Origin of the sequence: Streptomyces sp. HM190 (assembly GCF_009857135.1) — a bacterium.
GTDB lineage: Bacteria > Actinomycetota > Actinomycetes > Streptomycetales > Streptomycetaceae > Streptomyces > Streptomyces heilongjiangensis.
The window spans coordinates 679760-703585 of sequence record NZ_CP047318.1; the positions used below are offsets into that span (position 1 = coordinate 679760).

A 23826-nucleotide genomic window follows, 5' to 3' on the forward strand; every position below is an offset into this window, starting at 1 on the left:
GCTGGGCTCCCACTGGTTCTGCCGCTGGTGGTGGACGCGAGGGGCCCGGTCGGGAGGTGACCGTGGCCGGGTAGGGGCGGGGCCGTGTCCTAGGGGGCCGGCCTCCGGCGGGGTGGGGTGGGGCTCACCAGACGACGGGGATGCCGAGCGCGCCGTGCACCATGGTGTAGCCGCGGAAGGCGAGTTCCTCGCGCGGTACGGCGAGGCGGATGCCGGGGAAGCGGCGCAGCAGGGCGGAGAAGGCGATCTTCAGCTCCAGCAGGGCCATGGTGGCGCCGGTGCAGCGATGGACGCCGTACCCGAAGCCGACCTGCTGGCCGGGGGGCCGGGTGAGGTCGAGCCGGTCGGGGTCGGCGTAGTGGGCCGGGTCGCGGTTGGCCACGGCCAGCGCGGGGACGACGTACTCGCCCGCCTTGACGGTGACGCCGCCGAGTTCGAGATCCTCGGTGGCGGTGCGGCCGCTGGTGGCGGAGATGACGCTGAGGTAGCGCATGAGTTCCTCGACGGCGGTGTCGAGGACGGCCGGGTCGTCGCGCAGCAGGGCGAGTTGGTCGGGGTTGTCGAGGAGGGCGAGCAGTCCCAGTCCGATGGTGTTGGCGGTGGTGTCGAAGCCGGCGGACAGGAACATGTTGCTGATGCCGACGATCTCCTCGTCGGTGAGTTCGTCGCCGTGCTCGGCGACGAGCATGCCGATCATCCCGTCGCGGGGGTCGGCGCGCTGGGCGGTGACGATGCCCAGCATGAAACGGTGGGCGTGGTCGACGAGGTCCTTGGCCTCCTCGGGGGTGGCGGCGAGTCCGGCGGCGGCCTTGCCGGTGAGGGCGATGAACTCGTCGCGTTCCGCGTCGGTGAGGCCGAGCAGTTCGCAGATGGCGAGCAGCGGGAAAGGGGATGCGAACGCGGTCATGAAGTCGGCGGGCGGGCCCGTCTCTTCCATGCCGTCGAGGCAATTCTCCGCGATGCGTTCCAGCCGGGGGGTGAGTTCGCGCAGGCGCCGGGCGGTGAAGCTGGAGGTGACGGTGCGGCGCAGCCGGGTGTGCTCCGGCGGGTCCATGTTGACGAAGCTGCCCGGGGACACCTCCAGTTGGTCGTCGCCGAGACCGGGGAGCATCAGGGTGAGCGGGGTGAGGGCGCTGCTCAGACGCGGGTCGGTGAACATCTGCCGCACCTCGTCGTAGCGGGTGACGACCCAGATGTCCTGCCCGTTCGGGAGGCGGTACCGGTGCATCGGGCCCTCCCGCTGCGCCTGGCGGAGCCGGGGTCCGGGGTCGAACGGGCAGGCGGAGTCGCGTTGGTAGGGCAGCGGGGTTTCGATGTCGAGGGGCATCGGACTCCTTGGGGTGATCGGGGTCGCGGATCACGTGGGGGGATCAAGCCGCGAGGGGCCGGGACACGGGAAGGGATCAGGGCGGGCGGGGGGCGAGGACGGCGCCGCGGACGGGAGTCGTGCTGGTGGGCGCGGTGGTGACGCTACGGCTCCGCGCCGGGCGTGGGAGCCCCAGAATCCGGGGGGCCGCCCCCTAACCCGCGTGGTGCGCGGGCCAGGGGTGGCGGCCGTGTCCGCCCGGCCGTGGCGGGGGTCACCTGATGCCGAACTCGTCCCCGATCAGGCTGAGGAGTTCCTCGGTGCTGGCGGTGCTGAGGTCGGCGTCGGTGTCGTCCCCGGCGGCCGAAGCGGCGGCCGGGCCGCCGACGGCCGGCGTCTCCTCCAGCTTGGTGAGCAGCACCCGCAGGCGCAGCGCCAGGGAGGACCTGCGTGCGGGGTCCTCGGCGGGGGTCCGCAGGGCCTCTTCGAGGGACTGCAGGGCGAGCACGGCGGGGTCGGGTGCCTGCGCGGACGCCATGTCGAGGCCCTGGTGGAGGAGTGCGGCGAGGTCCTTCGGGGTGGGGTGGTCGAAGACGAGGGTGGCGGGCAGGCGCAGCCCGGTGAGGGCGGAGAGCCGGTTGCGCAGGTCCACGGCCATGAGGGAGTCGAAGCCGAGGTTCTGGAACGGCCTGCCCGAGGGCACGGCGTCCGCGGAGGGCAGTCCGGCGGCGGTCGCCGCCTCCGCGCGGACGAGTTCGACGAGGGCAGTGGTGCGGTCCGCCTCGGACAGGGGCAGCAGCCGCTCACGCAGCCCGGCCGCCGGGGCGGCCTGCGCGGTGCCGCCCCCGCGGGTTGCGGCGGCGAGTGCCCGCAGCAGGACGGGCGTGGTGGGCGAGCCGGGTTCCAGGGCGGAGGTGTCCAGCCGTACGGGGACGGCGACGCTCTCCCCGGTGGTGAGGGCCGCGTCGAACAGGGCCATGCCCTCGCGGTGATCGAGCTGGCGCAGGCCCGCGCGGGCGATGCGCTTGAGATCGCTGTCGGCGACGCCCGAGGTCATGCCCTCGCCGCGCTGCCAGGGGCCCCAGGCGAGGGAGAGGGCGGGCAGCCCGGTGGCGGCCCGGCGCAGGCAGACGGCGTCGGCGAAGGCGTTGGCGGCGGCGTAGTTGGCCTGGCCGGCGCCGCCCATGGTGCCGGCGAGCGAGGAGAAGACGACGAAGGCGTCCAGGTCACGGTCGGCGGTCAGTTCGTGCAGATGCTCCACGGCCTCCGTCTTGACCGGCAGCACCGCGTCGACCTGGGCGGGGGTGAGGGCGGTGAGGGTGGCGTCGTCGACGGTGCCCGCCGTGTGCACCACGGCCCTCAGACCGGGGGCCGAGTCGAGCAGCGCGGCCAGCGCGGCACGGTCGGTGACGTCGCAGGCCGCGACCCGTACCGTGGCGCCGAGTCCGGTCAGTTCGGTGAGCAGGTCCTCCATGCCGGGTGCGTCGCCGCCGCGCCGCGCGGCCAGCAGCAGGTCGCGGACACCGTGCCGGGTGACCAGGTGCCGGGCGACGAGACGGCCGAGGGTGCCGGTGGCGCCGGTGACGAGGGTCGTGCCGGTGGCGGGCCAGACACCGGGGGCGCCGTCGGTGGGGACGGGGGCCGACGGGTCGGCGGCTTCCGGCCGGTCGTCGGCGGCAGGCGGGGCGGCGGGGGTGAGCCGGGCGAGCCGGGGGGTGAGCAGCCGGTCGTCGCGGAGGGCGAGTTGGGGTTCGTCGAGGGCCAGGGCGAGGGCGACGGCCCGCGGCAGGGGTGTGGTGCTGTCGGGATGGTCGTCGACGAGGACGACGCTGCCGGGGTTCTCCAGTTGGGCGGAGCGGGCGAGGGCCCACACCGCGGCGGCCGCCGGGTCGGTGACGGTCTCGGTGTCCGTGGCGCGGACGGCGCCGGAGGTGCACAGCACCAGCCGGGTCGCGGCGAGGGCGCTGTCGGTGGTCCACCGCTGGAGCAGGTGGAGAGCCCGGTGGACGGCGTCGCGGGCGGCGGCGGCCGTCGGCTCGGCGGGCGGCAGCGGCACGACCACCACGTCGGGCAGGGGGTCCGCGCCGGTCAGGGCGTCCAGGTCCGTGTGGTGTCCGACGCCCTCGGTGGTCGCCGCCCAGGGCGCGGCGAGGGCGTACGCGGCGGTGTCGCCGAGGACCGCGATCCGGCCCGGGAGGGTGTCCGCGAGGGTGTCGGAGGGCGGGTCGAGGGAGGTCCACTCCGTGTGGAGCAGCCATTCGGGGCGGATGCGTGGGGTGTCGAAGCCGGCGGTGGACGCGGCCCGCATGTGCAGGGCGGCGACGGAGGCGACGGGGCGCCCGGACGGGTCGGTGAGGTCCACCGCGACCCGGTCCTCGGCCTCGTCGCGGACGTGTACGCGCAGCGAGGTCGCCTCCTGGGCGTGGCCGGTGACGCCCCGCCAGGCGAACGGCAGCAGGGGTCCGCCGGTGGTGGGCGCCGAGGGGCGGAACGCCAGGGAGTGCATGGCGGCGTCCAGCAGGGCGGGGTGGAGGGTGAAACCGCCGCGGGCGGGGTCGGGCAGCCGTACCTCGGCGAAGACCTCGTCGCCGCGCCGCCAGGCCGCGGTGAGGCCGCGGAAGGCGGGGCCGTAGGTGAAGCCGTGGTCGACGAGGTCGTCGTAGAACGTGGTCAGGTCGACGGGTTCGGCGTCCTGCGGGGGCCAGGCCGTGAGGGGCGCGGCGGGCGTGGTGGACGGGTGGGGGGCGAGGGTGCCTTCGGCGTGGGTGGTCCAGGTGTCGTCGTCGCCGGTGCGGGAGTGGACGGACAGGGCGCGGTGGCCGGTGTCGTCGGGCGGGCCGGCGGCGACCTGGAGCTGCACGGGCGCGTCGGCGGGGATGAGCAGGGGGGCGGCCTGGGTGAGTTCGTCGAGGTGGGGGCAGTCGAGGCGGCTGCCGGCCCACAGCGCGAGTTCGACGAAACCGGTGCCGGGGAAGAGGGCCGTGTCGAGGACGGCGTGGTCGGTGAGCCACGGCTGCGTCGCCGTGGACAGTTCGCCGGTGAACAGGGTGGTGCCGTCGGCGGCCGAGGTGACGTGGGCACCGAGCAGCGGGTGACCGGCGGGGCGCAGGCCGAGCGCGGTGAGGTCACCGGTCGACGCGGCGGGGCGGGGCTCGGGCCAGTAGGGGGTGCGCTGGAAGGGGTACGTCGGCAGGTCGGCGCGGCGGGCTCCGGTGCCGGCGAAGACGGCGGACCAGGTGACGGGGGTGCCCGCGAGGTGGGCGCGGGCGACGGCGGTGACGAGGGTCTCGTCCTCCGGGGCGTTCCGGCGCTGCGCGGCGACGCAGACCGGGGGTTCGTCGTCGGCGTCCAGGCAGTTCTGCGCCGATCCGGTGAGGACACCGTCGGGTCCCGCCTCCAGCAGGACGGTGACGCCCTCGGCGGCGAGGGTGCGCACCCCGTCGGCGAAGCGGACCGTGTCACGGACGTGACGCACCCAGTAGTCGGGGGAGCACGCCTGCTCGGGGGTGAGGAGTTCGCCGGTGAGGTCGGAGACGACGGGGATGCGCGGCGGACGGAGGTCGAGTGCGGCGACGACCTGGGCGAAGTCGTCGAGCATCGGCTCCATCAGCGGCGAGTGAAAGGCATGACTGACCGTCAGGAATGTCGCCCGTACGTCCTGTTCGCCGAAGTGGTCGCGGAGGGTGGTGAGGGCCTCGGCGGGGCCGGACAGGACGACGGAGCCGGGCGCGTTGACGGCGGCGACGGCGACGTCCGGGTGGTCCGCGAGTGCCTCGACGGCCCGCTTCTCGTCGACGGCGACGGCGAGCATGCCGCCGCCGTCCGGGAGTCGCTGCATCAGCCGGCCGCGGGCGGCGACGAGGCGGCAGGCGTCGGGCAGGGTCAGCACCTCGGCGAGGTGCGCGGCGGTGATCTCGCCGACGGAGTGGCCCAGCAGGTAGTCGGCGCGTACGCCCCAGCTCTCCAGCAGCCGGTACAGGGCGGTCTCGAAGGCGAACAGCGCGGGCTGGGTGTACTCGGTGCGGTGCACGGCCTCCGGGTCGGGGTCCTGCGTGCCGGTGCCGAACACGATCTCGGCGAGGGGCCGCCCCAGATGCGGGTCGAGGTGGACGCACACCGCGTCGAAGGTCTCGGCGAACACCGGGTGGGTGGCGTACAGGTCGCGGCCCATGCCGAAGCGTTGGGCGCCCTGCCCGGTGAACAGCACGGCGAGGGTGCCCTCGCGGGCGGTGTCGCGCAGTACCCCGGCGGGCAGGTCGCCGGCGGCGAGGGCGGTGAGCGCGGCGCTCGCACCGGCGCGGTCGCGGACGGTCGCGGCGGCCCGGTGGCCGAGGGCGGCGCGGGTGGTGGCCAGGGAGTGGGCGAGGTCGAGGGCGGTCAGGCCGGGGTCGCAGTCCAGGCGGTCGAGCAGCCGGGCCGCCTGGTCGCGCAGGGCGTTCTCGTCGTGCGCGGACAGCAGCAGCGGCCAGGAACGCGAACCGCCCGCCGTCGCCTCGCGGGTGCCGTCGGTCGCATCGCCCGGGGTGGTGTCGGACGTGCCGTCGGGTGCGGCTTGCCGTGCGGTTTCGGCGGGGGTCTCGTCCGGGGCCTGTTCGAGGACGACGTGGGCGTTGGTGCCGCTGATGCCGAAGGACGACACGCCCGCCCGGCGGGGGCGGCCGGTCTCCGGCCACGGACGGTGTTCGGTGAGCAGTTCGACCGCGCCGGCCGTCCAGTCGATCTGCTGGGAGGGCCGGTCCACGTGCAGGGTGCGGGGCAGTTCCCCGTGCCGCATCGCCAGCACGGTCTTGATGACGCCGCCGACGCCGGCCGCGGACATGGTGTGCCCGATGTTCGACTTCAACGAGCCCAGGTACAGGGGTCGTTCGCGGTCCTGGCCGTACGTGGTGAGCAGCGCGTGCGCCTCGATGGGGTCGCCGAGCCGGGTGCCGGTGCCGTGCGCCTCGACGGCGTCGACGTCGGCGGGGGTGAGTCCCGCGTCGGCGAGGGCGTCGCGGATGACGCGTTGCTGGGCCCAGCCGTTGGGGGCGGTGAGTCCGTTGGAGGCGCCGTCCTGGTTGACGGCGGTGCCGCGGACGACGGCGAGGACGGGGTGTCCGTTGCGGCGCGCGTCCGAGAGGCGTTCCACCAGGAGCAGGCCGACGCCCTCCGACCAGCCGGTGCCGTCGGCGGCGTCGGCGAACGCCTTGCACCGGCCGTCCGTCGCCAGGCCGCCCTGGCGTTCGAAGTCGGCGAAGAGGGAGGCGTCCGGCATGACGCACACTCCCCCGGCGAGCGCCAGGTCGCACTGCCCGGAGCGCAGCGCCTGGACCGCGTCGTGCAGGGCGACGAGGGAGGAGGAGCAGGCGGTGTCGACGGTGACGGCCGGCCCCTCCAGGCCGAGGACGTAGGCGACGCGGCCGGAGATGACGCTGGTGGCGGTGCCGGTGACGGCGTACCCGGCGAGTTGCTCGGAGCCGGGCGGGAACAGCAGCGAGTAGCCGAGCCCGGCGGCACCGACGTACACGCCGGTGCGGGTGGAGCGCAGGGTCGTCGGGTCGATGCCCGCGTGTTCGATCGCCTCCCAGGAGGTCTCCAGGAGCAGCCGCTGCTGCGGGTCCATGGTGAGGGCTTCACGCGGGGTGATGCCGAAGAATCCGGGGTCGAAGCCGGCGACGTCGTCGAGGAAGCCGCCGCGTGCGGCGTCCTGGGCGCGCCAGCCGCGGTCGCGGGGGAAGCCGGTGATGCCGTCGCGGCCCTCGGCGAGCAGTTGCCACAGCTCGTCGGGGCTGGTGACGCCACCGGGGAAGCGGCAGGCCATGCCGACGATCGCGAGGGGCTCGCCGTCGGCGGCGGCCCGTCGCGCGGGCGTGGCCGCCGCCGTCGCGGGCGTCTGCTCCGCGTCGTCGAACAGCTCCGTGTACAGCGCCCGCACCATGAGGCGGGGTGAGGGGTGGTCGAAGACGACGGAGACGGGCAGGCGCAGTCCGGTGGCGGTGGCGAGCCGGTTGCGGAAGTCGACGGCGGTCAGGGAGTCGAAGCCGAGTTCCTTGAACGGGCGGGCGGCCTGGACGGTGTCGGCGTCGGTGTGGCCGAGGGCCGCGGCGGCGGTGTCCCGGACCAGCCGCAGCAGGGCCTGGGTGCGTTCGGTCTCGGTGAGCGGGGTGAGGCGGCCACGCAGCGAGCCGGGATCGCCGTCGTCGGCGCCGGTGGCGGCGGTGCGGCGGGTGCGGGCGGGCCGGGGCACGGGGCGGGGGTCGACCAGGTCGAGGCGTTCGGCGGGCGGCACGGTGAGGAGGCCGGCCGGGTCGGCGGGGCGCAGCAGCAGGGAGTCGGCGGCAGCCACGGGGGCGCCGGTGGTGTCGGTGAGGAGCAGGGCGACGGTGCGTTCGCCGGTGCGGGTCAGGCGGATGCGGAGGCGGGCCGCGCCGGTGGCGTGGAGTTCGACGCCGCCCCAGGAGAACGGCACGGCGAACGGCACGGCGCCCCCCTGGCTGTCGCCGAGGGCGTGCAGGGCGTGCAGCGCGGCCTCGGTCAGGGCGGGGTGCAGGCCGAAGCGGGCGGCTTCGGGGTGCTGGGCGGCGGGCAGGGCGACCTCGGCGTACACCGTGTCGTCGGTGCGCCACAGGGCGCCCAGCAGGCGGTGTTCGGGACCGTAGCCGAAGCCGGCCGCGGCGAGCCCCTCGTACACGGCGTCGACCGGTACGGGGGTGGCGTGGGGCGGGGGCCAGGCCGTGAGGTCCGCGGCGGGGGCCCCGGTCTCGGCGACGAGGGTGCCGGTGGCGTGCACGGTCCACGGTCCGTCCGTGCCGGCCCCCGTGGTGGAGGCGTGCACGGCGAGGGTGCGGCGGCCGCCCCGGTCGGCGCCGATCCTGACCTGGAGGGCGACGGCGCCGTCCGTGGGCAGGGGCAGCGGGGTGTGCAGGGTGAGTTCCTCGATCCTGCCGCAGCCGACCTGGTCGCCGGCGAGGACGGCGAGTTCGACGAACGCGGTGCCGGGCAGGACCGCCCGGTCGCCGATGCGGTATCCGTCGAGCCACGGGTGGTCGTGCGGGGCGATGCGCCCGGTGAGGACGGCGCCGTCGTCGTCGGCGAGCCGCACGGCAGCGCCCAGCAGCGGGTGGTTGAGCGGGCCGAGGCCGGCCGCGGAGACGTCGGCGCGGCGGCGGGGGCCGTCGGGCCAGTGCCGGGTGCGCTGGAAGGCGTAGGTGGGCAGGTCGACGCGGCTCGCGCCGGTGTCCGCGAAGACGCGGGGCCAGGCGACGGGCGCCCCGCCGGTCCAGGCGTGGGCCAGGGCGGTGCGCAGCCGGCCGGGGCCGCCCTCGCCGCGCCGCAGGGTGCCGGTGACGGTGACCTCGTGGTCGTCGGTCTCGGCGCACTGCTGCAGGGAGGTGACGAGGACGGGGTGCGGGCTGGGTTCGACGAACAGGCGGTGCCCGTCGGCGAGCAGCGCCCGCACGGCGGGTTCGAAGCGGACGGGTTCGCGCATGTTGCGGCACCAGTAGGCGGCGTCGAGTCCGGCGGTGTCGAAGGGGCCGCCGGTGACGGTGGAGTAGAACGGCACGTCGCCGCTGCGGGGTTCGAGGCCGGCGAGTTCGGCCATCAGCTGTTCCCGCAACGGCTCGACGTGCGGGGAGTGGCCGGGGCTCGCGGCGCCGGGGATGCGGCGGGCCTGGACGCCGTCGGCCTGGCAGGCGGCCACGAACGCGTCGCAGGCGTCGGGGTCGCCGGTGAGCGCAACGGAGGCGGGGCCGTTGACGGCGGCGATCCACAGCCGGTCGCCGAAGGGTGCGAGCCGGGCGCGGACCTGGTCCTCGGGCAGCAGCACGGAGGCCATGCCGCCGCGCACGGTGAGGGTGCGCAGGGCGCGGCTGCGCAGGACGACGACACGGACCGCGTCCCGCAGGCCGAGGCCGCCGGCGAGGTGCGCGGCGGCGATCTCGCCCTGTGAGTGGCCGACCACCGCGTCCGGTGCGACGCCGTACGCCTGCCAGGTCCGGGCCAGCGACACCATCACGGTGAACAGCACGGGCTGGATGACGTCGATGCGGTCGGGGTCGACGTCGCCGGGTTCGCCCCGCAGGACGGCGAGGACGTCCCAGTCGACGAGTTCCCGCACGGCGGCGGCGCACCGCCGGGCGTGCTCGGCGAACACCGGCTCGGTGTCGAGGAGTTCGCGTCCCATGCCGAGCCACTGGGAGCCCTGGCCGGGCAGCACGAACGCGGTCCTGCCGGTGACGGCGGCGCCCTCGGCGAGCGCGTCGTGCGGGCGGCCCGCGGCGAGCGCGTGGAGCCCCGCGACCAGGGTGTCCCGGTCGGCGGCGAGCACGGCCGCCCGCTGGTCGAGGGGCGTGCGGGTGGTGGCGAGGGAGAAGGCGACGTCGGTGACGCCGAGCGGGGTGCGTGCGGTGAGGTGGTCGGCCAGCCGCCGCGCCTGGGCGCGCAGGGCGGCGGTGCCCCGGGCGGAGAGGACGGCGGGGAACGGGGCGGCGGTGGCGGAGGGCTGTGGTGCTGGGGAGGTGTTCGTGGACGCGGGGGCGGAGGTGGGTGCCTCTGTCGTAGAGGCCGCAGTCGGAGCGGTGGCCGGGGGTGCCTCTTCGAGGATGACGTGGGCGTTGGTGCCGCTCACGCCGAACGAGGAGACGGCGGCGCGGCCGGGCGCCTCGCCGTCCGGCCAGGCGCGGGACTCGTCCAGCAGGCGCACGGTACCGGCGGACCAGTCGACGAACGGAGTGGGCTCGTCGGCGTGCAGGGTCCTCGGCAGGACCCGTTCCCGCAGCGCCTGCACCATCTTGATGACGCCGCCGACGCCGGCGGCGGCCTGGGTGTGCCCGATGTTGGACTTCAGGGAGCCCAGCCACAGCGGGCGTCCCTCGGGCCGGGCGGCGCCGTAGGTGGCGAGCAGCGCGTCGGCCTCGATGGGGTCGCCGAGGCGGGTGCCGGTGCCGTGCGCCTCGACGGCGTCGATGTCGGAGGCGGTCAGCGCGGCGTCGGCGAGGGCGTCGCGGATGACGCGCTGCTGCGAGGGCCCGTTGGGGGCGCTCAGCCCGTTGGACGCGCCGTCCTGGTTGACGGCGGTGCCGCGGACGACCGCCAGCACGGGGTGCCCGCCGCGCAGCGCGTCGGAGAGGCGCTCGACGACGAGGACGCCGGCGCCCTCGCTCCAACCGGCGCCGTCGGCCACGGCGCCGAACGCCTTGCAGCGCCCGTCGGGGGCGAGGGAGCCCTGCCGGGACAGCATCACGTGCACGTCGGGCGTGGACATCACGGTGACCCCGCCGACCAGCGCCAGATCGCACTCGCCGGCCCGCAGCGACCGTACCGCCAGGTGCAGGGCGACCAGGGAGGAGGAGCAGGCGGTGTCCACGGTGAGGGCGGGGCCCTCCAGGCCGAGAACGTAGGAGATCCGCCCGGAGAGCACGCTGTTGGAGACGCCGGTGGAGCCGTGGCCGTCGATGCGCCCCTCGGTGGCGGTCAGCAGGGCGGCATAGTCCTGCTGGGAGACACCGGCGAAGACGCCCGTGCGGCTGCCCTTCAGGGTGAGGGTGTCGATCCCGGCGCGTTCGAGGGCCTCCCAGCTGGTCTCCAGGAGGAGCCGCTGCTGCGGGTCCATGGAGTGCGCCTCGCGGGGGGAGATGCCGAAGAACGCGGCGTCGAAGGAGGCGACGTCGTCGAGGAAGCCGCCCTCACGGACGTAGCAGGTGCCCTCCTTCGACGGGTCGGGGTCGTAGAGGGAGGCGAGGTCCCAGCCGCGGTCCGTGGGGAAGGGACCGATCGCGTCGCGGCCCTCGTCGACGAGCCGCCACAGGTCCTCCGGTGACCGTACTCCGCCCGGGTAGCGGCAGGCCATGCCGACCACGGCGATCGGTTCCCGGGCCGCCGACTCCAGTTCACCGAGGCGCCCCCGCGTCCGGTGCAGTTCCGCGGCGACCTGCTTGAGGTAGTCGCGGAGTTCCTTGCCATCAGCCATGTGAACCGTTCACTCCTTGCCGAGTTCCGAGCGGATGAAGTCCAGCAACTCGTCGTCCGAGGCGGCGGCGAGCCGCTCCTCGACGTCGGTGCCGCCCGTCTGGGGGGCCGTGCCGACGCCCGCGAGGGCCCGCAACCGGGCCGTGGCCCGGGGCCGTTCCGGGTCGTCGGCGCCGAGTTCCGCGAGCGCCGCCTCCAGTTGGTCGAGCAGCGCGGGCAGCGCAGGCCGCTGCCGGGCGTGCGCGGGACCAGCCTGGTCGACGAGGCGCCGCTCCAACTGTTCGGCCAGTGCGGCGGGGCTGGGGTGGTCGAAGACGAGGGCGGCGGGCAGCGGCAGCCCCGTGGCGGCGGCGAGGCTGTTGCGCAGTTCGACCGCGGTGAGCGAGTCGAACCCGGCCTCACGGAACGACCGGCGCGGGTCGAGGCTGTCGGGCGACGGATAGTCGAGGACGGCGGCGGCGCGCGCCCTGACCAGGTCGAGCAGGGTCCGGGACCGTTCGGCGGCGGGCAGCGCCGCCAGCCGTTCCGCCTGTACGGCACCGGAGGCCGCACCGTTGACGGGGGCGCCGTCGGCGTACGTGCCGTCGGGTCCCTGCGGCCGGGTCCGCGCGGGTGCCTCCCGGCCGGTGCTCGGCACCAGGGTGCGCAGGGCGGCGGGCAGCGTGCCGGCCGCGGCCCGGTCCCGCAGGACGGCGGGGTCGGTGCGCAGCGGCACGAGGACGGCCTCCCCGGTCGCCCAGGCCCGGTCGAACAGGGCGAGTCCCCGCTCCGCGTCCAGCGGCAGCACACCGGCCCGGGCGAGGCGCCTCAGGTCGACCTCGGCGAGTCGTCCGCCCATGCCGCCGCCGGTGCCCCACAGCCCCCACGCCAGCGACGTCGCCGGCAACCCCTGGGCGCGGCGTTCGCGGGCGAGGGCGTCCAGGTAGGCGTTGGCGGCGGCGTAGTTGGCCTGGCCCGCGCCGCCGAGGGTACCGACGGCGGAGGAGAACAGCACGAAGTGTGACAGGTCCGCATCACGGGTCAGCTCGTGCAGGTGATGTGCGGCGTCGGCCTTGGGGGCGAGGACGGTGTCCACGCGTTCCGGGGTGAGGGCGGTGACCACGCCGTCGTCGACGACGCCCGCCGTGTGGACGATGCCGGTCAGCGGCCGGTCGGCCGGTACGGCGGCGAGGACGGCGGCGAGCGCCGCACGGTCGGACACGTCACAGGCCGCGAACGTGACCCGCGCGCCGTCCCGTTCGAGGTCGGCCGCGAGCGCCTCGGCTCCGGGCGCGTCCGCGCCGCGCCGGCTCACGAGCAGCAGGTCGCGCACACCGTGCCCGGTGGCGAGCCGCCGGGCGACGAGCGCGCCCAGTTCCCCGGTGCCGCCGGTGACCAGGACCGTGCCGTACGCGGGGGCGGGGGCGGGAGTGTCGGCGGGCGGGGCCTCGGCGGGAACGAGCCGCGGCACACGCACCTGTCCACCGCGTACGGCGATCTGTGTCTCGTCCCGGGCCAGCGCGGTGGCCACGGCGGACGCCAGGGCGGGCGCGTCGGCGTCGTCGTCCTCCAGGTCGACCAGCAGGAACCGGCCGGGGTGCTCGGCCTGCGACGACAGCAGCAGCCCCCACGCCGCCGCACCGGCCGGGTCCCCGGTGGTCGCGCCCCCGCTCACGAGGACCACCCGGACGTCCGCCGACCGCTCCTGCGCCAGGACGGACTGCACCCGGGCGAGCGTGTCGTAGGTGAGACCGCGTACGGCATCCGGGCCACCACGCTCCCGGGACCGGTCCGCATCGGCGCCGGACTCCGCCCGGAGGGGCGGCTCCAGGGGCAGGACCAGGAATCCGGCGCCCTCGTCCACGCCCGACGCCTCGGGCCGGACGTCCACCGTGTTCCCGGCGTGCAGGGCGAGGGCCTTGGCCAGCAGACCGGCCCGCCCGTCCGGCTGTCCCAGCACCGTCCACCGGGCCCCGGCCGGGGTGACGCCCTCGACGGGCTGCCAGGTCGTCGTGTACAGGTCCCCGTCCCCGGTGCGGGGCTCCTCGGCGGAGTCGCGGACCGTCTCCAGCCAGTAGGCGTCCCGCCGGAAGGCGTACGTCGGCAGCTCCACCCGGCGCGCACCGCTACCGGCCAGGAACGCGGCCCAGTCCACGCCCACCGACCGCACGTGCAGCCACCCCAACGCGGTGACCAGCGCCCGTGTCTCGTCCCGTCCCTTGCGCAGAGCGGGAAGCGCGCGCAGATCGGGCACGGTCTCCTGGACCAGGGAGACCAGCGAACCGTCCGGACCGACCTCCAGCACCGTACCCACATCCTGGGCACGCACCGCACGTATCCCGTCGGCGAACCGGACCGTCTCCCGCACATGCCGGACCCAGTACCCCGGGGTCCGCAGCTCCTCCCCCGCCACCTCACCGGTCACGTTCGAGACCACCGGCACCGACGGCACACGGAACTCCACCCCGGCCAGCACCCCGGCGAAGTCGGCCAGCATCGGCTCCATCAACACCGAATGGAACGCATGACTGACCGCCAGCCGCTTCACCCGCCGACCCCGGGCGGCGAACCCGTCGGCCACCCCACGCACAGCCTCCTCGGTCCCCGAAAGCACCAGCGACTCCGGGCTGTTCACCGCGGCCAGCGACACCCCCTCGGGCAGCTCCCCCAGCTCGGACTCCTCCGCCTGCACCGCCCACATCGCACCACCCGACGGCAACCCCTGCATCAACCGCCCACGCGCCGCCACCACCCGACACGCATCCGACAGCGACCACACCCCCGCCACATGAGCCGCCACCAACTCCCCCAGCGAATGCCCGAGCACCACATCCGCCCGCACACCCCACGACTCCAACAACCGGAACTGCGCCACCCCCACCGCGAACAACCCGGGCTGAGCCCACCCCGTCGACTCCAACACCTCCGCAGGACCCCCGAACACCACCTCCTTCAACGAACCCGGCAACAACCCCTCGAACGCCGCACACACCTCGTCGAAAGCAGCGGCGAACACCGGGAACGCCTCATACAGCCCACGCCCCATCCCCACCCGCTGCGCACCCTGACCCGAGAACACCACCGCCAGACCACCGCCCGAGGGCGTGTCGGTGGCGGAGGCTCCGTTCTCGGCGAGAGCCGTGAGCGCCTCGTGGAGCTGGTCGCGGTCGGTGGCCGTGAGGACGGTGGCGGTGGGCAGGACGGCTCGGGTGGTGGCGAGGGAGAGCGCCAGGTCGGGCAGCCGGACGTCGGGGCGCTCCGCCAGGAAGGCGGCATAGCGGGCCGCCTGGGCGCGCAGGGCCGCGTCGTCCTGGGCGGACAGGACGAGGGGCACGGCGGGGGGCTCGTGCTCGACGGTCCCTGCCTCCGGCCGCCTGACGGGCGCAGACTCCGACTGCGCGGGCGGCTCGGGTTGTTCGAGGACGACGTGGGCGTTGGTGCCGCTGATCCCGAACGACGACACCCCGGCCCGGCGGGGACGGCCGGTCTCCGGCCAGGCCCGTGCCTCCGTCAGCAGCTCCACCGAGCCCGCCGACCAGTCGACCTCGGGTGTCGGCTCGTCCACATGGAGGGTGCGCGGCAACGTCCCGTGCCGCAGCGCCAGCACCGTCTTGATGACACCCGCCACACCGGCCGCCGCCTGGGCATGACCGATGTTCGACTTCAACGACCCCAGATACAACGGCCGTTCACGACCCTGACCGTACGTCGCGAGCAACGCCTGCGCCTCGATCGGGTCACCCAACCGCGTCCCCGTCCCATGCGCCTCCACCGCGTCCACATCGGCCGGAGACACACCCGCGTTCGCCAACGCGTCCAGAATGACCCGCTGTTGGGACGGACCGTTCGGCGCCGTCAGACCGTTCGACGCACCGTCCTGGTTCACCGCCGAACCCCGCACCACCGCCAGCACCGGATGACCGTTGCGGCGCGCGTCCGACAACCGCTCCACCACCAGCACTGCCGCGCCTTCCCCGAGGGCGAAGCCGTCGGCCGCGGCGGCGAAGGACTTGCTGCGGCCGTCACGGGCGAGGGCCTGCTGCCGGCTGAAGCCCACGAAGGAGGCGGGTTCGGACATGACGGTCGCTCCGCCGGCGAGCGCGAGGTCGCACTCCCCGGCCCGCAGCGCCTGCACGGCGAGGTGGAGGGCGACCAGGGAGGACGAGCAGGCCGTGTCCACGGTCACCGCCGGGCCCTCCAGGCCGAGCGTGTACGCGATGCGGCCGGAGGCGACGCTGGCGGCGGCGCCGGTGGCGAAGTAGCCCTCGACGTCGGTGGCCGCGTCCAGCAGGCGTGCCGTGTGGCCCTGCTCGCTGACGCCGACGTAGACGCCGGTACGGCTGCCGCGCAGGGTCGACGGGTCGATGGCGGCGCGTTCCAGGGCCTCCCAGGACGTCTCCAGCAGGAGCCGCTGCTGCGGGTCCATGGCCGGCGCCTCACGTGGCGAGATGTTGAAGAACGCCGGGTCGAAGCAGGCGGCGTCGGAGAGGAAGCCTCCGTGGTCGACGTAGCTGGAGTCCGGTGCGGTGCCCTCGGGGTCGTGGAGCCGGTGCAGGGGCCAGCCGCGGTCCGTGGGGAACGGGCCGATGAGGTCCGCCTCCTGGGTGAGGGCCCGCCACAGCTCCTCCGGGGAGCCGATGCCGCCGGGGAGGCGGCAGCCCATGGCCACGACGGCGATCGGGTCGTCGCCGTCGGCGGCGGCCCTGACCACGACCGGCGCGGGGCGTTCCTGTTCGCCCAGGAGTTTGCCGCCGAGGAACACCGCGAGGGCGGTGACGGTGGGGTGGTCGAAGATCAGGGTGCTGGGCAGCCGTACGCCGCTGGCCGCGGCGAGCCGGTTGCGCAGGTCGACGGCGGTGAGCGAGTCGAAGCCGAGCTCCTTCAGGGCTCGTTGGGGGTCCACGGCGGCCGGGTCGGGGTGGCCGAGGACCGCGGCGGCGTGTTCGCGCACCAGTTCGCGCAGGGCGCGGGTGCGGGCGGCGCCGTCGAGGTCGGCGAGGCGGCGGGCGAGCGCGGAGGGGGCGGAGCCGGTCGCCGGCTCCCCGGGAGCGGCGGGGCGGGCCTCGGGGATGTCGTCCAGCAGATGGCTGGGCCGTCCGGAGGTGAACACCTCGGCGAACCGTTCCCAGTCGACGTCGGCGAGGATCACCGCGACCTCTCCGTCGGCGAGGACCGTGCTCAGTCCGGCGACGGCGGTCTCCGGGTCGATGACGGGCAGGCCGGTGGCGCGGAGCTGGTCGTAGATGGTGTCGGAGACCATGCCGCCGCCCGCCCAGGGCCCCCAGGCCACCGACAGGGTGGGCACCCCGTCGGCGCTGCGCCGTTCGGCGCGCGCGTCCAGGACGGCGTTGCCCGCCGCGTAGACGGCGTGGTCGCCGGCCCCCCAGACGGCCGTGATGGAGGAGAAGTAGACGACGGCGTCCAACTGGTCGGGATCGAGGACGGCTTCGAGGTTCTCGATCCCGGTGACCTTGGCGCCCAGGACGGTGACCAGGTCCTCGAACGGGGCGTCGGCGACGGGTCCGAGGACGCCCACGCCGGCGGCGTGCACGACGGCGCGGATCAGGTCGCCGTCGCGTTCGACCTCGGCGAGGGCGGTGGCCAGGGCGGCACGGTCGCCGGTGTCGCAGGCCAGCAGGGTGACGCGTACGCCGGTCTCCTCCAGCTCGGTCCGCAGCGCGTCCGCGCCGGGTGCGGCGGCGCCCCGCCTGCTGAGCAGCACGAGGTGCTCGGCGCCGTCCCGGGCGAGCCAGCGGGCGACGTGGGCGCCGAGGGCACCGGTGCCGCCGGTGACGAGGACGGTGCCGCGCGGTGTCCAGCCGGGGTTGCCGTCGGCCGTGGGAGCGGCGTGCACCAGGCGCCGGGCGTGGACCCCGGAGGGCCGTACCGCGACCTGGTCCTCGCCGTCGGTGCCGGCGAGGACGGCGAGGAGCCGGTCGGTGGCGGCCGGGTCGACGGTGGCGGGGAGGTCGACGAGACCGCCCCAGTGCTGGGGCAGTTCGACGGCGGCGGCGCGTCCCAGCGCCCACACGGCTGCCTGCGCCGGATCGGCGGGCCCGGCGTCGTCGGCGGTGCCGACGGCACCCCGCGTCACGCACCACAGGGGTGCCGCGGTGCCGGTCCTGACGAGCGCCTGGAAAAGGGCCAGTGTGGTGGCGAGACCCGTGGGCACGACCGGATCGGCGGGGTGCGGTGTGGTGTCGGCGCCGGTCAGGGTCACCGCGGCGGTCGGCGCGATCTCCCGGACACGTGCGGCGAGGGTGTCGGCGTCGTCGTCCGGCGCGACGGTCAGGGTCACCGCCCGTTCGGCTCGCTCCCGCAGCGCGTCGGCCGCCGCCACGAGGCCCGGATCGTCCCGCAGTGCCTCCGGTACGGCGATGAGCCAGGTGCCCGGAAGCGCGGCGGGAGCCGGGGCCGGGTGCAGGGGACGCCAGTCGACGGTGTACCGCCACGCGTCTACCGTGCCGCGCCGGCGCCGGTCGCGGCGCCAGGACGAGAGCGCGGGCAGCACGGCGCGCAGCGCGGGTTCGTCGGGCGGCAGGTCGAGGGTGGCGGCGAGCGCGGTGACGTCCTGCTCCTCGACGGCCTGCCAGAACTCGTCGTGCGCCGGGTCGGCCAGGGCCCCACCGGGGAGGGTCTGCGGCCAGTGGCGGCGCCGCTGGAAGGCGTACGTGGGCAGCTCCACCGGCTCACCGACGGGCCCGGCGCCCACGTGATCGGCGTACGCCGGGGACCAGTCCACCCGGACGCCGCAGACGGCGAGTTCGGCGAGGGAGGCGAACATCCGCGCCGGACCGCCCTCGTCCCGACGCAGCGTCCCGACCACGAGCGGCTCGGCATCCGCCTTCTCGACGGTCTCCGTGAGGGGCGCGAGCAGGACGGGGTGCGGGCTGACCTCGACGAAGACACCGTGCCCGGCGCTGGCGAGCCCCGACACCGTCGCCTCCAACCGCACCGTGGACCGCAGATTGCGGTACCAGTACTCCGCGTCCAACCCCGACGTGTCGAAACGGTCCGCGGTCACCGTCGAGAAGAACGGCACACGCGACACGGACGGCACCACATCAGCAAGAACAGACACGAGTTCGTCGTGGATCTCCTCCACGTGCGCCGAGTGCGAGGCATAGTCCACCTCGACCCGCCGGGCCCGCGCGCCGCGCGCCTCCGCCTCGGCAACCACCTCGTCCAGACCCTCCGGCGTACCCGCCACGACCACCGAGGAAGGACCGTTGACCGCGGCCACCTCCACCCGGCCGTCCGTCACCGGCGTGAAAGTGCGTACGTCCTCGACCGGCAACTGCACGGAAGCCATGCCGCCCCTGCCCGACAACGCCAGGATCGCCCTCGACCGCAGCGCCACCACACGCGCCCCGTCCTCCAGCGACAGACCACCAGCCACCACCGCCGCGGCGATCTCACCCTGCGAATGCCCGACGACCGCCGAAGGCTCCACCCCGAACGACCGCCACACCCCCGCCAGCGACACCATCACCGCCCACAACACCGGCTGCACCACATCGACCCGGTCCAACGCGACCTCGTCATCGAGGACTTCACGCAACGACCAGCCGACATACGGCGCCAACGCCCGCTCGCACTCCCCCATCCACTCCGCGAACACCGGCGAAGCCTCCAGCAACTCCACCGCCATCCCCACCCACTGCGACCCCTGACCCGGAAACACGAACACGGGGCCCCGGCCGAGGAGCCGGGCCGTGCCCGTGACGACCTGCGGGGCGGTGGCCGTGCCGTCGGCGAGGGCGCGTACGCCGGTGAGCAGGTCGGTGTCGTCGGTGCCGATGACGACGGCCCGGTGTTCGAACAGCGAGCGGCTGCCGAGGAGGGCCTTGCCGACGGCGGCCGGCGTGGTGTCGGCGGTGGTGAGGTGGTCCGCGAGACGTGCGGCCTGGGCGCGCAGGGCCTCGGGGGTGCGTGCGGAGAGGAGCCAGGGCCGGACGGCGGGGCGTTGGGCGCCCGGCGCGTCGCCGCGGACGCCTTCCCCGTCGGCGGGCCCTTCGGGGTGCTCGCCGGTGGGCGGCGGGGTCTCGGCGGGGGCGTGTTCGAGGATGACGTGGGCGTTGGTGCCGCTCATGCCGAAGGAGGAGACCCCCGCCCGGCGGGGGCGGCCCGTGTCCGGCCAGGACCTGTTCTGTGTGAGGAGGCGTACGGTGTCGGCGGACCAGTCGACCTGGTGGGTCGGCTCGTCCACATGGAGGGTGCGCGGCAGGACGCCGTGCCGCAGGGCCATCACCGTCTTGATCACGCCACCGACGCCGGCGGCCGCCATGCTGTGGCCGATGTTGGACTTCAACGAGCCCAGGTACAGGGGCTGTTCGCGGTCCTGCCCGTAGGTGGCGAGCAGGGCCTGCGCCTCGATGGGGTCACCGAGGCGGGTGCCGGTGCCGTGCGCCTCCACCGCGTCCACGTCGGCCGGCGACAGGCCGGCGTTGGACAGGGCGTCGCGGATGACGCGCTGCTGGGAGGGGCCGTTGGGTGCAGTGAGCCCGTTGGAGGCGCCGTCCTGGTTCACGGCGGAGCCCTTCACCACCGCCAGCACGCGCCGGCCGTTGCGGCGGGCGTCCGAGAGCCGTTCCAGGACGAGGACGCCCACGCCCTCCGCCCATCCCGTGCCGTCGGCCGCCTCGGAGAACGCCTTGCAGCGGCCGTCGGCGGCGAGGCCGCCCTGGCGGGCGAACTCCAGGAAGCCGCCGATGGTGTTCATGACGGTGACGCCGCCGGCGAGGGCGAGGTCGCACTCCCCCGTCCTGAGGGCCTGCCCGGCGAGGTGGAGGGCGACGAGGGAGGAGGAGCAGGCGGTGTCGACGGTGACGGCAGGGCCCTCCAGGCCGAGCGCGTAGGACACGCGGCCGGAGACGACGCTGCCCGCCGTTCCGGTCATGACGTGGCCCTCGGTCTCGGGGGTGGCGGCGAGGACGTCCGCGTAGTCGGAGCCCGCGATGCCGGCGAAGACCCCGGTGCGGCTGCCGCGCAGCGACATCGGGTCGACACCGGCGCGTTCGACCGCCTCCCACGAGGTTTCCAGGAGCAGCCGCTGCTGCGGGTCCATCGCGAGGGCCTCACGCGGGGAGATCCCGAAGAAGTCGGCGTCGAACTCGGCGGCGCCCTGCAGGAATCCGCCGGTCGTGGGGGTGGCGCCGTCGATGTGCCGCAGGGCGGTGAGGTCCCAGCCGCGGTCGCGGGGGAAGGCGGTGACGGCGTCGCGGCCCTCGGCGACCAGGCGCCACAGGTCCTCGGGGGTGGTGACGCCGCCGGGATAGCGGCAGGCCATGCCGACGACGGCGAGGGGTTCGTCGGCGAAGCGGGCGCGGACGGGGGCGTGGCGGCCGGTGGTGTCGCCGTTCAGGTGGGCGACGACGGCTTCCGGGGTCGGATGGTCGAAGACGAGGGTCGTGGGCAGTGCCAGGCCGGTCTCCTCGGCGAGCCGGTCGCGGAAGCGTACGGCGGACAGCGAGTCGAAGCCGAGGTCCTTGAACGCGCGGTCCGGGGGCACCGCGTCGGGGCCGGCGTGTCCGAGGACCGCGGCGGCCACCGCGCGCACCAGGTCCAGGTCGACGCCCCGGTCCCCGTCCGGTGCGGGTGTCGGTTCGGTGACGGCGGGCGCCGGGGCGGGGAGGAGAGGGCCGCCGGTGCCGGCCGTGGCCGGCAGCCAGAAGCGTTCGCGGCGGAACGGGTACGTGGGCGGGTCCGGGCAGTCGCCGTCGGGTGTTCCGAGGACGGCGGTCCAGTCGATGTCGACGCCTCGGACGTGCAGTTCGCCGAGTGCGGTCAGCACAGCGGTGGGCTCGTGGTGGCCGTGCGGGACGGAGGGGACGAGGGCGGGGCCGGCCTCGGGCAGGCAGTCGCGGGCCAGCACGCTCAGGGCGCCGCCGGGGCCGATCTCCAGGCAGGCGGTGGTGCCGAGCGCGCCGAGCTGCCGGACGCCGTCGTGGAAGCGTACGGCGTCCCGGACGTGCCGCACCCAGTAGTCGGGCGAGCGGAGCTGCTCGTCGGTGGCGAGGCGGCCGGTGACGTCGGAGACGACGGGGATGCGCGGCGCGTGGAAGGTGAGGGTTTCGGCGACCGCGCGGAAGTCGTCGAGCATGGGGTCCATCAGCGGCGAGTGGAAGGCATGGCTGACCTTCAGGCGCCGGGTCCGCAGGCCGCGTTCGGCGCACAGGGCGGCGGTGGTGTCGACCGCTCCGGCGGAGCCCGACAGCACGGTGGCCCGGGGGCCGTTGACGGCCGCCACGGCGAGCCGGCCGGTGGTGCCGGCCGCGTCGAGCAGGGCGGGCACCTCCTCCTCAGCCGCTTCGACGGCGAGCATGGCGCCGCCGTCGGGGAGGGCCTGCATGAGGGTCGCGCGGGCGGCGACCAGGGTGCACGCGTCGTCGAGGTCGAGCACGCCCGCGACGTGTGCGGCGGCGAGTTCGCCGATGGAGTGGCCGAGGAGGTGGTCGGGGGTCAGGCCCCAGTGTTCGAGGAGCCGGAACAGGGCGACCTCGAAGGCGAACAGCGCGGTCTGGGTGTAGGCGGTCCGGCCGAGCAGTTCCTCGGAGTCCAGTGCCTCGGCGAGGGGCCGCTCCAGCCGCGCGTCGAGCCTGGTGCGTACGGCGTCGAAGGCGGCGGCGAACACCGGGTACGCCGCGTGCAGTTCCCGGCCCATGCCGACGCGCTGGGCGCCCTGGCCGGTGAAGAGGAACGCCAGCGGTCCGGGTGCCGTCGCCGTGCCGTGCACCGCACGGGCGTCGGGACGGCCCTGGGCGAGGGCGTCGAGTGCGGCGGTCAGCTCCGCGCGGTCGGTGCCGAGCACCACGGCCCGGTGCGCGAACCGGGTCCGCCGGGCGGCCAGGGCACGGGCCGCGCCGCGCGGGTCGGGGACGTCGTCACGGTCGTCGCCGTCCGCGCCGCCGTCGGCCGCGTCGCGGGAGTCCGCATCATCGGTGTCCAGGTCGTCGGCGTTCGCGGGGCCGAGGTGGTCGCGGAGTCGGCCGGCCTGTGCCCGCAGGGCCTCGGTGTCGCGGGCGGAGAGGAGCAGCGCCACGGGGGCGTTCGGTGCCGCCGCGCCGGGCGGCGTGACTGCGCCGCGGGTGCCGGCGGCCCCGGCGGCGACCTCGCTCCCGTCGGGTGCGGCGTCGGGCGCCTGCTCCAGGACGACGTGGGCGTTCGTCCCGCTGATCCCGAACGACGAGACCGCGGCCCGGCGGGGGCGGCCGGTCTCCGGCCACGACCGTTGTTCGGTGAGCAGTTCCACCGACCCGGCCGACCAGTCCACCTCGGGCGTCGGCTCGTCCACGTGCAGGGTGCGCGGCAGGACGCCGTGGCGCAGCGCCAGCACCGTCTTGATGATGCCGCCGACCCCGGCCGCCGCCTGCGCGTGGCCGATGTTCGACTTCAACGAGCCGAGATACAGGGGCTGTTCACGGTCCTGGCCGTAGGTGGCGAGCAGCGCCTGCGCCTCGACGGGGTCGCCGAGCCGGGTACCCGTGCCGTGTGCCTCGACCGCGTCGACCTGGGCGGGGCTGAGGCCGGCGTCGGTGAGGGCGGCGCGGATGACCCGTTGCTGGGAGGGACCGTTGGGGGCGGTCAGGCCGTTGGAGGCGCCGTCCTGGTTCACCGCCGTGCCGCGGACGACCGCCAGCACGCGGTGTCCGGCGCGGCGGGCGTCCGACAGCCGTTCCAGGACCAGGACGCCCGCGCCCTCGGCCCAGCCGGTACCGTCCGCAGCCGCGGAGAACGCCTTGCAGCGGCCGTCGCCAGCGAGTCCTCCCTGGAGCAGGAACTCCTCGTACAGGCCGGGCCGGGCCATCACGGCGGCGCCGCCGACGAGGGCGAAGGAGCACTCTCCGGCGCGCAGGGCCCGGACCGCCAGGTGGAGCGCGACGAGGGAGGAGGAGCAGGCGGTGTCGACGGAGAGCGCCGGGCCCTCCAGGCCGTAGTGGTAGGCGAGCCGGCCGGAGGCGACGCTCGCGGTGGTGCCAGTGAGGACGTGGCCCCGGACCTCCCGCAGCGCCTCGTCGCCCTCGGGGCCGTACTTCTGGTCGGTGACGCCGACGAAGACGCCCCCGTCGGTGCCCTTCAGGGCCGCCGGGTCGAGGCCGGACCGTTCGAGGGCCTCCCAGGACGTCTCCAGGAGCAGCCGCTGCTGCGGGTCCATCGCCAGCGCCTCGCGCGGGGAGACACCGAAGAACCCGGCGTCGAACTCGGCGGCGTCGTGCAGGAATCCGCCTTCGAGACGGACCCCGGCGCCGGACAGGGCGTCGGTGCGCCAGCCGCGGTCGGCGGGGAAGGCGCCGATGGCGTCGCGGCCCTCGCGCACCAGGTCCCACAGCGCCTCGGGGGTCTCCACTCCACCGGGGAAGCGGCAGGCCATCGCGACGATCGCCACGGGTTCGCGCCGGCTCTCCTCCAGCTCGCGCAGCCTGCCGCGGGTGCGCTGGAGGTCGGCGGTCACCCGCTTGAGGTAGTCAACAACCTTGTCGTCGTTCGCCACGGGTACTCCGATTCGAGCGTACGTACGGAAGAGGGGTCTGGTGGGGTCCGCGGGCGCGAGCCGGTGGGGCCCGCAGCGGCGGTCGGGTCGGGGTCGGGGAGCA

The 23826-nt window shown here is 75.4% G+C and carries 2 protein-coding genes and 1 pseudogene; all 3 read right to left on the reverse strand.

Annotated features, from left to right (window positions below):
* Nucleotides 1-124 precede the first annotated feature (124 nt).
* Nucleotides 125-1327: a cytochrome P450 gene (locus GSY65_RS02595; RefSeq protein WP_159765743.1), complete on the reverse strand. Its 1203-nt coding sequence runs from the start codon at nucleotides 1325-1327 to the stop codon at nucleotides 125-127.
* Between the two features lie 253 nt (nucleotides 1328-1580).
* Nucleotides 1581-11225 (reverse strand): annotated as a pseudogene (locus GSY65_RS02600) (type I polyketide synthase); the annotation flags it as partial.
* Nucleotides 11226-11264: 39 nt separating this feature from the next.
* A complete protein-coding gene (locus GSY65_RS02605) occupies nucleotides 11265-23723 on the reverse strand; it encodes a type I polyketide synthase (RefSeq protein WP_159765745.1) in 12459 nt (4152 codons plus the stop codon).
* Nucleotides 23724-23826: the final 103 nt, after the last annotated feature.